General features: G+C 69.6%; 8 protein-coding genes. 4 read left to right on the top strand and 4 right to left on the bottom strand.

Features of this window, described 5'->3' with window-relative positions:
• Together PKA16_RS14625 and PKA16_RS14620 are read left to right on the top strand one after the other, a co-directional pair.
• The coding region (locus PKA16_RS14625; protein ID WP_324404265.1) for an acyl-CoA dehydrogenase C-terminal domain-containing protein at positions 1–640 on the top strand (640 nt) is incomplete at its 5' end.
• A gap of 85 nt (positions 641–725) precedes the next feature.
• Positions 726–1,685: a nitronate monooxygenase family protein gene (locus tag PKA16_RS14620; RefSeq protein WP_324404264.1), complete on the top strand. Its 960-nt coding sequence runs from the start codon at positions 726–728 to the stop codon at positions 1,683–1,685.
• A gap of 123 nt (positions 1,686–1,808) precedes the next feature.
• On the opposite strand, the gene cphA (PKA16_RS14615) is transcribed toward PKA16_RS14620, so the two are convergent.
• Both cphA (PKA16_RS14615) and cphA (PKA16_RS14610) read right to left on the bottom strand, forming a co-directional pair.
• Positions 1,809–4,481 (bottom strand): cyanophycin synthetase, encoded by a 2,673-nt coding sequence (gene cphA / locus PKA16_RS14615; protein ID WP_324404263.1) that lies wholly within the window; start codon positions 4,479–4,481, stop codon positions 1,809–1,811.
• Positions 4,482–4,533: 52 nt separating this feature from the next.
• Positions 4,534–6,828, bottom strand: a complete 2,295-nt coding sequence (cphA, locus tag PKA16_RS14610; protein ID WP_324404262.1) for a cyanophycin synthetase — start codon at positions 6,826–6,828, stop codon at positions 4,534–4,536.
• A 124-nt stretch (positions 6,829–6,952) separates the two neighbouring features.
• Here cphA (PKA16_RS14610) and PKA16_RS14605 point away from each other — a divergent pair, with 124 nt between their 5' ends.
• Both PKA16_RS14605 and PKA16_RS14600 read left to right on the top strand, forming a co-directional pair.
• Positions 6,953–9,205, top strand: coding sequence for an ABC transporter ATP-binding protein (locus tag PKA16_RS14605; protein WP_324404261.1), 2,253 nt, complete (start codon positions 6,953–6,955; stop codon positions 9,203–9,205).
• Positions 9,202–9,675 carry a DUF1854 domain-containing protein gene (locus tag PKA16_RS14600; RefSeq protein WP_324404260.1) on the top strand — a complete coding sequence of 158 codons (474 nt, stop codon included), beginning with the start codon at positions 9,202–9,204 and terminating at the stop codon, positions 9,673–9,675. Before PKA16_RS14605 ends, PKA16_RS14600 begins: the two co-directional genes overlap by 4 nt.
• Positions 9,676–9,995: 320 nt before the next feature.
• Here the strand turns inward: PKA16_RS14600 and dnaJ are convergent, their stop codons facing one another.
• Both dnaJ and PKA16_RS14590 read right to left on the bottom strand, forming a co-directional pair.
• Entirely contained in the window at positions 9,996–11,123 is a 1,128-nt protein-coding gene (gene dnaJ / locus PKA16_RS14595; RefSeq protein ID WP_324404259.1) for a molecular chaperone DnaJ, read from the bottom strand.
• A gap of 120 nt (positions 11,124–11,243) precedes the next feature.
• The coding region (locus tag PKA16_RS14590; protein ID WP_324404258.1) for an Hsp70 family protein at positions 11,244–12,166 on the bottom strand (923 nt) is incomplete at its 5' end.

Below are 12,166 nucleotides of genomic sequence, written 5' to 3'. Positions count from 1 at the left end.
GAACCAGGCCTTCTACGAATTCATGGTGCCGCTGGTCAAGGGCTACAGCACCGAGTCGAGCCTGGAAGCCACCAGCCTGGGCGTGCAGGTGCATGGCGGCATGGGCTACATCGAGGAGACCGGCGCGGCCCAGCATTACCGTGACGCCAAGATCCTGACGATCTACGAGGGCACGACCGCGATCCAGGCAAATGACCTGGTCGGGCGCAAGACCGCCCGCGATGGCGGCCAGGTCGCCCGGGCCGTGGCGGCGCGCATCGAGGCCACGGAGAAGGAACTGGTGGCCGGCGACGCCGATGCCCAGGCCGTGGCCCGGCGGCTGGCGCCGGCGCGGCGCGCGTTCCTGGATGCGGTCGATTTCATCGCCGCGCAGGCCAAGGCGGACCCCAACGCCGCCTACGCGGGCAGCGTGCCCTACCTGATGCTGGCGGGCAACCTGGTGGCGGGCTGGCAGCTCGGCCGGGCGCTGCTGGTGGCGAAGGCCGAGCTGGCCGCGGGCCGGGAGGCGGACTTCATGCGCGCCAAGATCGTCACGGCGCGCTTCTACGCCGAGCACATCCTGACGCGCGCCCCGGGCTTGCGCGATGCGATCGTGGAAGGCGCCGACAGCGTCACCGCGCTGGCGCTCGATTCGTTCTGAACGAACCCGCTTTCCTGCGCCGCCTGCGCTGCCCGAGCGCGGGTGGGTGATGGCGTTCCCCCCGTTTTCTGCTCCGGAAACACCCATGTCCAATCTGCCACCGGTCCTGCGCGGCCTGGAGTTTCCGGTGATCGGCGCGCCGCTGTTCATCATCAGCAACCCCCGGCTCGTCATCGCGCAATGCACGGCCGGCGTGGTCGGATCGATGCCGGCGCTGAACGCCCGCCCGGCCGAACTGCTGGACGAGTGGCTGGCCGAAATCACCGAGGGCCTGGCGGCCTGGAACCGGGCGCATCCCGAGCAGCCTGCCGCGCCGTTCGCCATCAACCAGATCGTCCACAACAGTAATGACCGACTCGAGCACGACCTGCAGGTGTGCGCGAAATATCGCGTGCCGATCGTCATCACCAGCCTGGGCGCGCGCGAGGACGTGAACCAGGCCGTGCACGGCTGGGGTGGCGTGGTGCTGCACGACGTCATCAACAACCGCTTCGCGCACAAGGCAGTGGAGAAGGGCGCCGACGGCCTGATCGCCGTGGCCGCGGGTGCCGGTGGCCACGCCGGCACCAAGAGTCCGTTTGCACTGGTGCACGAAATCCGCGAGTGGTTCGACGGACCGCTGGCGCTGTCCGGCGCCATTGCCACCGGCAACGCCATCCTGGCGGCACAGGCCATGGGCGCGGACTTCGCCTATATCGGCAGCGCCTTCATCGCCACCAAGGAGGCGGGCGCCGTCGAAGGCTACAAGCGGGCCATCGTCGAGAGCACGTCCGACGACATCATCTACAGCAGCCTGTTCACCGGCGTGCACGGGAACTACCTGGCGCATTCGATCCGCGCCGCCGGTCTCGATCCGCACAACCTGCCGCAGGGGGACCCGAGCCAGATGAATTTCGCTGCCGGCGCCGCCGCCAAGGCCTGGAAGGACATCTGGGGCAGCGGACAGGGCATCGGTGCGATCAAGGCCGTGGAACCCGCGGCCAGCCTGATTGCCCGGATGAAGCGCGAATACCAGGCGGCACGCACCCGCCTGGCGCTGCCATAGGGCTCGAGCGCGAAATACCAACCCGAGCATCGCGCTTCCCAGCATCGCGTCCGGAGAGCGCGGATGCCTGGGACGCCGTCTGGAGGGGCCGGCGCGCGGCCTCGCCACCGAGACGGCCCGATCTCAGGGCGCGCGCAGCGCGATCGGCGCGTCCAGTGGCAGGCTGGAGCGCGGCGCACGCGTCTTGCGGGGGCGGGGCGAGGCGGTGGACCGCGCCTTGCGGGTCGGCGTGGCGGCGTCGACACGCCGTTGGATGTGCGCCAGTGCCTCCTCGACCTGGTCGATCAGGATCAGGCACAGATCGCCGGACCGCAAGTGGTCCAGGCCGTGGTCGATGGCGCTGAACTCGCCGTGGATCTCGGTCACGTTGCGCGTGCGTGACGCGCCTTCCAGGCCCTGGCGCAGCAGCGCCAGCACCTCGCCGTCGGCACGACCGCGCTGGCAGGCGTCCTGGTACAGGATCACTTCGTCGAAGGCGGCGCCCAGGATGCGGGTCTGGTTGCGGATGTCCTCGTCGCGCCGGTCGCCGGCGCCGCTGATCACCACCGAGCGGCGCTTCGCCGGCATGTTGGCGACGGCAGCGACCAGGGCGGCGATGGCGTCCGGGTTGTGCCCGTAGTCGGCGATCACGGTGGCGCCGCGGTAGTCGAACACGTTGAAACGGCCGGGCACGCCGTGCAGGTCACTGATGAAGCTGGCCAGACCCTTCTGGATCGCCTCCCAGGCAATCCCGACGCCCCAGGCCGCGCCCACGCTGGCCATGGCGTTCTCGACCTGGAAGCCGATGCGTCCCCGATGCGTCAGCGGAATGCGCGCCAGCGGCAGGCGCTTCTCGAATGCGCCCTCGGCACACACGATGTCGCCGCGTTCGACGAAGATCACGCGCCTGCCCTGCGCGCGGTGCATGGCGATCACCGGATGCTGGCCGTCGCGCGCGAAGAAGGTGACGCTGCCGGGGCAGTGCGGCGCCATGGCCGCGACCGAGGGATCGGCGGCATTGAGCACGGCCGTGCCCGTGGGCGCAACGTTCAGCACGATCACGCGCTTGAGCACCTTCAGGTCTTCCAGCGTGGTGATGAAGTTCAGCCCCAGGTGGTCGCCCGCGCCCAGGTTGGTGACCACCGCGACGTCGCACTGGTCGAAGCCCAGGCCCTCGCGCAGCATGCCGCCGCGCGCGGTTTCCAGCACGGCCGCGTCGACGTCGGGGTGCGCCAGCACGTTGCGCGCGCTGCGCGGGCCCGAGCAGTCGCCCGAGTCGATCTGCCGGCCGTCGACGTAGACGCCGTCGGTATTCGTCATGCCCAAGCGCAGGCCGCTGGCGCGCAGCAGGTGCGCCGCCAGGCGCACCGTGGTGGTCTTGCCGTTGGTGCCCGTGACCGCGATCACCGGCACGCGGCCATTGCCGCCATCCGGGAACATGTGGTCGATCACGGCCTGGCCGACATCGCGGCCACTGCCGAACGATGGGCTGATGTGCATGCGCAGGCCCGGCGCTGCGTTGACCTCGACGATGCCGCCGTCCTGCTGCTCCAGCGGCTTGTCCACCGTCTGGCAGACGACGTCGACGCCGCAGATGTCCAGGCCGACCATCTGCGCCGCCTCGATGGCGCGCGCCGCCACCTGCGGGTGCACGCTGTCGGTGACGTCGGTGGCGGTGCCGCCGGTCGACAGGTTGGCGTTGTTGCGCAGCAGCACGCGCTGGCCCGGGGCGGGAACCGACTCCGGGGTCAGCTGCTGCGCCGCAAGATTGGCCTCGGCGATCGCGTCGATGCGGATCTGCGTGAGCGAGGTGCCGTGGCCCTTGCCGCGGCGCGGGTCGAGGTTCACCTGGTCCACCAGTTCGCGCACGCTGCGCTCACCGTCGCCGACCACCTGGGCCGGGTCGCGGCGCGCCGCCGCCACCAGCTTGTCGCCCACCACCAGCAGGCGGAAGTCCTGCCCCGGCAGGAATTTCTCGACCATCACCGGGCCATGGCGTGCCGCGGCGGCATAGGCGGCCTCGAAGTGCGCGCGCTCGGTGATGTTGACCGTCACGCCCTTGCCCTGGTTGCCATCCTGGGGTTTCACCACCACGGGCAGCCCGATGTCACGGGCCGCCAGCCAGGCGTCTTCGACGTCGCGGACGGGGCGCCCGCGCGGCACCGGCACGCCGGCCGACAGCAGCAGCTTCTTGGTCAGCTCCTTGTCCTGGGCAATGGCCTCGGCAATCGCGCTGGTGGCGTCGATCTCGGCGGCCTGGATGCGACGTTGGCGGCTGCCCCAGCCGAGTTGCACCAGACTGCCCCTGGTCAGGCGCCGCACCGGGATGCCGCGCGTCAGCGCGGCCTGCACGATGGCGCCGGTGGACGGGCCCAGGCGTTCGTCCTCGTCGAGCTCGCGCAGGCGCTCCAGCGCTGCGGCGGTGTCGAACGCCGCGTCCACCAGCGCGGCCTGGATCAGGGCCTGCGCCAACTCGAGCGCCAGCCGCCCCACCGCCTCTTCGGTGTATTGAACCACCACCTGGTAGGTGCCGGCGATCTCGGTCGGCGTGGTGCGGCTGAAGGTGACCGGACAGCCGGCGGCGGCCTGCAGGGCCAGGGCCACACGTGCCAACGCGTGGGCCAGCCCGACCGGCTGGCCGGAAGCCTGCACATCGAGCGCGCCGACCGCCGGGAAGCGCTCGCGCAGGCGCTGCTCGAACCGGGGGATGTCGTGCACGTCGCGCTCGGCGCTGGCACAGGTGACGACGGCTTCCATCGCCGTATGGCGGCTCCACAGGTTGGGGCCGCGCAGGGCGCGAATGCGGGTGACTTCCATAAATGTCCTGATCAGGGTCCGATCTGAAGCATGCAACGGTCCAGCCTAGCGTTCAGTGGACAGCATCGGTGTGACGCGGGCCATCAAAGTGCAACAAGCCGGCACGCAGCAGGTCCGGCTCCACGCCCAGCGTCCAGGCGGCCGCCACCGCAGCCAGCACCTGGGGACGGGCGTCCTGCGGGCCCTCGTCGGTCAGGGCCGAGAGTACCGGCGGTGACAATTCGGCCAGCACCTGCTCGCCAGTCCGGTCAGCCAGCACCACTTCGGTGCCGCGTGCCAGCACGGCCCGGCCCTGGCGCGCGCGGTGCGCCGCCACCGCGGTGTTGTGGTCCGGATTGCAACTGAACAGCACGACCTCGCCGTCGCAGTACTCGGCCAGCGCCAGCACGCCCGGATCATCGGCATTGAGCACCGCCACGCCCTGGGGCAGCACGACGTCGACCTGGGTGCGCACGATGCCGGGCATCTGCTCGGCATCGGCGATATAGAGGTCGCTCAGGCCCTGCGGCCCGGGCATGCCGAGCACCACCCCGACCTGGCAGCGATCGTAGGGCAGGCCTTCGCTCAGGATGTGGCGCGGCGTGGTTTCGAGCACCGCGGCCTGGACCTTGCGGTTGATCAGCATGCATTCGCCCAGCTCGAAGCCGATCGCCCCGTGCGACGACAGCTGCCGGCGCCCGAGGAACAGGCCGTCGCGGCAGGCGAGGGCGGTTTCCCAGCCGTGCAGTTGCAGCAGCGCCGCCGTGAGGCGCGCCGCCAGCGAGCTCTGACCGTCGCCGAGCACGCCGACCAGGGGGATGCGGCCGCTGCCGCCGTCCGGGAACAGGTGCTCGATGATGGCTTCGCCCACCGGCTGCGGCCGTCCCAGCGCCGGCTTGAGGTGCATCAGCAGGCCCGGGCCGGCGTTGATCTCGATGATGGCGCCGTCCTGGGCTGCCAGGGGTCGGGCGATGTCTTCCACCACCAGGTCGATGCCGGCGATGTCCAGGCCGACCACCCGCGCCGCCAGGGTGGCCAGCGCCGCGGTATCCGCGTGCACCTGCGCCGTCACGTCCACCGACAGGTTGCCGGTGCGCTGTACCACGGCGCTCTGGCCGCGCGGCAGCACGCTGTCGATGGCCAAGCCCTGCTGCTCGAGCAGCAATTGCAGCACCGCGTCGTCGTGGCGCAGGGGCTCCAGCGGGAGTTGTTCGCCCTCGCCGCGCCGCGGGTCGTTGTTGACCTGTGCATCGATCAGGGCGCCGATCGTCGAGCGGCCATCGCCGCTGACCTGGACCTGTTCACCGCCGGCCGCGGCCACGAGCCGGTTGCCGACCACCAGCAGCCGGTGCTCGCGCCCGGGGATGAAGCGCTCGACCAGCACGTCCGAATCCTCCGCGGCGGCGGCGGCGAACGCCGCTTCCACCTGGGCCTGCGTCGACAGGTTGAGCGAGACGCCGCGCGCATGGTTGCCGGCGTCGGGCTTGACGGTGACCGGCAGGCCGATGTCCTGGGCTGCTTCCCAGGCCTGCTCGGCGCTCTCGACGATCCGACCCTCGGGTACCGGGACCCCAGCGGCGCCCAGCAACTGCTTGGTGAGCTGCTTGTCGCGCGAAATGCCCTCGGCGATCGCGCTGGTGGCGTCGCTCTCGGCGGTCCAGATGCGCCGCTGCGCCGCGCCGTGGCCGAGTTGCACCAGGTTGCCGTCGTTCAGGCGGATGGCGGGGATGCCGCGCAGGCGCGCGGCTTCGACGATGCAGGCCGTGCTCGGACCCAGGCAGCGCTGGTCGACCAGGGCCGCCAGCGCGGCGATCGTGGCCGCGACGTCGAAGGGCTGGTCGTTGATGGCCGCCATCACCAGGTCGCGCGCGGCCTCGAGCGCGCGCCGGCCCACGAGCTCGTCGTCGGTGCGGATCACCACCTTGTAGACCCCGTGCTCGGGCGTCATGCGCGCCTTGCCGAAGCCCAGCCGCATGCCGGCCTGGGTCTGCAGTTCGAGCGCCACGTGCTCCATGATGTGGCCCGGCCAGGTGCCGTCGCGCAGCCGCATTAGGAAGCCGCCGCGCCGCCCGACGCTGCAACGGTGCTCGATCAGGCCGGGCAGCCACTGCGTCAGCCGCTGGTAGAACCCGGGCAGGGTGTTGGACGGATGCTCCTCCAGCACACCGATGTCGATCACCGCCTCGACCGCCGGCCGGTAGGTCCAGATGCTGGGGCCGCCCAGGTAGGCCATGCGGCGAATGACGATGTCGGGAAAGGCAGGCTGCGGCGCGATGTCGGCGCTGCTCGCGCCGGCCACGCGCTCCTGCAGCGGTGGCGAGAGATACAATGCGCCGCCGTCGGGCTCGCCGGATTGCTCTGGAATCATGATGGTCGTTGCTCGTGTTTCTGGAAGGTATTGCCCGGACGGCCGCACCCGCGCGGTGCCAACACCACACTAGGTTCCCGTGTCATCCCGAACGTTCCCCGCACCGGCCGCAGCGCCGGCTGCCATGGTCGCGTCCGCAGCGCCGGGGATGCCGCTGCGGCCTTCGGAAAACGTACGCGCCATTCTGCCCGTTGACCTGGACGAGCGCTTGTTCTACGCACGCGGGTGGGTGGCCATTACGGACGATCGGCTGCTCGCCCTGTTTCCGGGCGCAACAGACTGGACTGCCTGGGAGCTGGAGCCCGGCATGTGGCTGACGCACAGCGACCATGCGGGCGTCGGCACGCTGGAACTGTGCCAACCCGCCGGCCTGCTGGCGCGCTGGCGCTACACGCTCGGCCAGCATGCGGCGGCGCTGGCGCTGCAGGCGCAGTTCGAGCAGGTGCGGGCCGGCACGCCGGTGCCGGTCGCCGGCTCCGCCGGGGTCGGCAGCCCGACCGACGCCGCCAGTGGCGAGAGCGACGGCGAGGGCACGGATGCCGCAGAGCGGCCGCCATCGACCTGGACCCTGCTGCGACTGTGGCGCTTCGCGCGGCCGTATCGCTGGCAGCTGCTGGCCGGCTTCCTGCTGATGCTGGCAGCCACGGCCGCGACCCTGGTGCCGCCCTACCTGACGATGCCGCTGATGGACAACGTGCTGATCCCGTTCCAGAGCGGGCAGGACATCGACGTCGGCTACGTCGCCCTGCTGCTGGCCGGACTGCTGGGCTCGGCGCTGCTGGCCTGGGGGCTGGGCTGGGCCAAGACCTACATCCTGGCCCTGGTGTCGGAGCGGATCGGCTCCGATCTTCGAACCAGCACTTACGAACACTTACTCAACCTCTCGCTCGAATATTTCGGCGGCCGGCGCACCGGCGACCTGATGGCGCGCATCGGCTCGGAAACCGACCGCATCAACCTGTTCCTGTCGCTGCACCTGCTGGACTTCGCGACCGACGTGCTGATGATCGCCATGACGGCCGCGATCCTGTTCTCGATCGACCCCACGCTGGCGCTGGTGACGCTGACGCCGCTGCCCTTCATCGGCTGGCTGATCCACGTGGTGCGCGACCGCCTGCGCTCGGGTTTCGAGAAGACCGCGCGCGTCTGGGCCGAGGTCACCAACGTGCTGGCCGACACCATCCCCGGGATCCGCGTGGTCAAGGCATTTGCGCAGGAGGCGCGCGAGGCCAGGCGCTTTCGCGATGCCAACTTCCACAACCTGGTGGTCAACGACCGACTCAACCGCCTGTGGTCCCTGTTCGCGCCCAGCGTCACGCTGCTGACCGAGATCGGCCTGCTGGTGGTCTGGGCCGCGGGCATCTGGCTGGTCGCGCGCCACAGCATCACCGTGGGGGTGCTGACAGCCTTCCTGGCCTACATCGGGCGCTTCTACACGCGGCTCGATTCGATGAGCCGCATTGTCTCCGTGACGCAGAAGGCGGCGTCGGCCACCAAGCGCATCTTCGAGATCCTGGACCACGTCTCGAGCGTGCCGGAGGCCGCCAACCCACGGCCGCTGCCCACCGTGCAGGGGCGCATCGAGCTGCGCGGCGTGGGCTTTCGCTACGGCCACCGCGCCACCATCAGCGACCTGGACCTGGTGATCGAGCCCGGCCAGATGATCGGCCTGGTCGGCCACAGCGGCTCGGGCAAGAGCACGCTGGTGAACCTGATGTGCCGCTTCTACGACGTGGCCGAGGGGTCGATCACCATCGACGGCATCGACATCCGCAAGGTGGCCCTGGCCGACTGGCGGCGCCACATCGGGCTGGTGCTGCAGGAGCCGTTCCTGTTCTTCGGCACGGTGGCGGAGAACATCGCCTATGGCCGGCCCGACGCCACGCGCGCGGAGATCATCGCCGCCGCGCGCGCGGCGCACGCGCACGAGTTCATCCTGCGCCTGCCGCAGGGCTATGACTCGCTGCTGGGCGAGCGCGGCCAGGGCCTGTCGGGCGGCGAGCGCCAGCGCATCAGCATCGCGCGCGCGCTGCTGATCGACCCGCGCATCCTGATCCTGGACGAGGCGACGGCCTCGGTCGACACCGAGACCGAACGCGAGATCCAGAAGGCGCTGGACAACCTGGTGCGCGGACGCACCACGATCGCCATCGCGCACCGCCTGTCGACCCTGCGCAAGGCGGATCGGCTGGTCGTGCTGGATCGCGGGCGCAAGGTGGAGGAGGGCACGCATGCCGAACTGCTGGCGCAGCATGGCGCCTACTGGCGCCTGTACGAGGCGCAGGCCCGCCAGGAAAAGGCCGAGCGCGCGCGCATGCTGGCGGCCGACGAGGCCGAGTCCGTGCTGGCGGCCGCGCAGCGGGAGTCGCGGACATGAGCGCAGCAGCCCTGGCGACGCTGCGGCAGGACCCCTTCGGTCGCCTGGTGCTGACCGATCCCGAAGGCGTCGACCGGGTCGGCATCGTCGCGGTGCGGGCCTTTCCGATCGCCGCGCCTGACGAGGCCATCAGCCTGCTGGACGCCGATGGCCATGAACTGGCCTGGATCGAGCGCCTGGCCGATTGCCCCGAGCCGCAGCGTGGCCTGCTCGAGCGCGCCCTCGAACAGCGCGAGTTCATGCCCCGGCTCACCCGGCTCAAGTCGGTCAGCAGCTTTGCCACGCCCAGCACCTGGCAGGTCGAGACCGACCGGGGCGATACCGAATTCGTGCTCAAGGGCGAGGAGCAGATCCGCCGCCTCGGCCCGGATCTGCTGATCGTGAACGACGCCAGCGGCGTGCAATATCTGATCCGCGACCTGGCGTCGATGGACGCCGTCAGCCGGAAGCTGCTCGACCGCTTTCTCTGACCGCCGTCGCCGGACGCGCCGCGGGCGGCTGAGCAGCGTTCATGCGGTTTTGCGTTCAAGAATAAGAGACATGACACGGGCTGGCGCCGGCATGAGGAATGACTACCTGGTCATTGAAGCGCAGCGAAGTCATTTGTCATTCGAACGCAAGTTCGTATCAGTTTCTCCTGGTGCTGCGCGTCACCCGGGGCGCATGAAACGGTGCTGCTCCAATGACCGCGGAGCAGGCCAGCCGGGACACCCGTGGCCGGGGTCTCCGTGGCCACTGGGTGCGTCCCCCTTCCAGGGGGATGGCGCGCAGCGCCGCAGGGGGTATCACTTCAGGCGCTGAAGAAGCTGCGCACCTTGTCGGCCCAGCTCTGCGTGCCGGGCGAATGCTTGGCGCCGCCCTTCTTCAGGGACTCGTCGAATTCCTTCAGCAGACGGCGCTGGTGCTCGGTCAGCTTCACCGGCGTCTCGATGCTGATGTGGCAATATAGATCGCCCGGATAGGACGATCGGATGCCACGCAGGCCCTTGCCGCGCAGGCGGAATTGCTTGCCGGCCTGCGTGCCGTCCGGGATGTCGATGGCGGCCTTGCCGTTGAGCGTCGGCACCTCGATCTCGCCGCCCAGGGCCGCAGCGGCAAAGCTGATCGGCACCACGCAGTGCAGGTCGTCGCCGTCGCGCTCGAAGATCTCGTGCTTCTTGACGCGAATCTCGATGAACAGGTCGCCCGGCGGGCCGCCGTTGGTGCCGGGCTCGCCGTTGCCAGCCGAGCGGATGCGCATGCCGTCGTCGATGCCGGCGGGGATCTTGACCTCCAGCGTCTTCTGGTTCTTGATCTTGCCCTGGCCATGGCAGGTCGGGCAGGGCTCCGGGATGATCTTGCCGCTGCCGCGACAGTGCGGACAGGTCTGCTGCACGCTGAAGAAGCCCTGGCGCATCTGCACCACGCCCTGGCCGTGGCAGGTGTCGCAGGTCTGGGCACTGGTGCCGGGCTTCGCGCCCGAACCATGGCAGGTGCCGCAGTCGTCCCAGCTCGGGATGCGGATCTGCGCCTCCTTGCCGGCGGCGGCTTCCTCGAGCGTGATTTCCATCGCGTAGCTGAGGTCGGCGCCGCGGTAGACCTGCCGCCCCCCGCGCGCTCCGCCGCCACGCCCAGCGCCGAAGATGTCGCCGAAGATGTCGCCAAATGCCTCGGCAAAGCCGCCGAAGCCCTCCGGGCCGCCCCGCATGTTCGGGTCCACGCCGGCATGGCCGAACTGGTCGTAGGCCGCCTTCTTCTGCGGATCCGACAGCATCTCGTAGGCTTCCTTGGCCTCCTTGAACTTGGCCTCCGCGCCCGCATCCCCCTGGTTGCGGTCGGGGTGGTACTTCATCGCCAGCTTGCGATAAGCCTTCTTGATCTCGTCTTCGCCGGCGTTCTTGGGGACGCCCAAGACTTCGTAGTAATCGCGCTTGGCCATTGGCGTTCTTCAAATCCTCTGAGCGAAAACGCCGCGCAGTCCGGTGCTTCCTTCAAAACACCTTCTGCGCGGCGATCGATGCACGAATTCGCAGCCCGAATGCGTGCCCTTCACACGGCATCAGTCCTTCTTGACTTCCTTCACTTCGGCGTCGACCACGTTGTCGTCCGCCGCCGCGGCATGCGCCGCCTCGGGGCCGGCACCCGCCGCGCCGGCAGCCTGTGCCGCGGCCGCCGCATCGGCGTACATCTTCTCGCCCAGCTTCTGGCTGGCGGTCATCAGGGCCTCGGTCTTGCTTTCGATCGTGGCCTTGTCGTCGCCCTTGAGGGCTTCTTCCAGTTCCTTGATGGCCGCCTCGACCTGCTCCTTCTCGCCGGCATCCAGCTTGTCGCCGTGCTCGGCCAGCGACTTGCGCACGCTGTGCACCATGGCGTCGCCCTGGTTGCGCGCCTGCACGAGTTCGACCTTCTTGTGATCCTCGGCGGCGTTCAGCTCGGCGTCCTTGACCATCTGCTGGATCTCGGCCTCGGACAGGCCGGAGTTGGCCTTGATGGTGATCTTGTTTTCCTTGCCCGTGCCCTTGTCCTTGGCGCTCACGTGCAGGATGCCGTTGGCGTCGATGTCGAAGGTGACCTCGATCTGCGGCAGGCCGCGCGGCGCCGGCGGGATGCCCTCCAGGTTGAACTCGCCCAGCAGCTTGTTGCCCGTGGCCAGTTCGCGCTCGCCCTGGTAGACCTTGATGGTCACGGCCGGCTGGTTGTCGTCGGCGGTCGAGAAGGTCTGGGCGAACTTGGTCGGGATCGTGGTGTTCTTGGTGATCATCTTGGTCATGACGCCGCCCAGCGTCTCGATGCCCAGCGACAGCGGCGTCACGTCCAGCAGCAGCACGTCCTTGCGGTCGCCGCTCAGCACCTGGCCCTGGATGGCGGCACCGACGGCCACCGCCTCGTCCGGGTTGACGTCCTTGCGCGGCTCCTTGCCGAAGAATTCCTTGACCTTGTCCTGCACCTTGGGCATGCGCGTCATGCCACCCACCAGGATCA

Origin of the sequence: Ottowia sp., from assembly GCF_035325765.1 — a bacterium.
Taxonomy (GTDB): Bacteria; Pseudomonadota; Gammaproteobacteria; order Burkholderiales; family Burkholderiaceae_C; genus Ottowia.
Note: the sequence above shows the minus strand (reverse complement) of the source record. Positions and strands in the feature narration are given on the sequence as shown.

Bases quoted from the DNA above. Each gene is read 5' to 3' on its own strand.
- PKA16_RS14605 (WP_324404261.1), top strand. From the start codon at position 6,953: ATGGTCGCGTCCGCAGCGCCGGGGATGCCGCTGCGGCCTTCGGAAAAC.
- PKA16_RS14620 (WP_324404264.1), top strand. From the start codon at position 726: ATGTCCAATCTGCCACCGGTCCTGCGCGGCCTGGAGTTTCCGGTGATC.
- cphA (WP_324404263.1), bottom strand. From the start codon at position 4,481: ATGGAAGTCACCCGCATTCGCGCCCTGCGCGGCCCCAACCTGTGGAGC.
- PKA16_RS14600 (WP_324404260.1), top strand. From the start codon at position 9,202: ATGAGCGCAGCAGCCCTGGCGACGCTGCGGCAGGACCCCTTCGGTCGC.
- dnaJ (WP_324404259.1), bottom strand. From the start codon at position 11,123: ATGGCCAAGCGCGATTACTACGAAGTCTTGGGCGTCCCCAAGAACGCC.
- cphA (WP_324404262.1), bottom strand. From the start codon at position 6,828: ATGATTCCAGAGCAATCCGGCGAGCCCGACGGCGGCGCATTGTATCTC.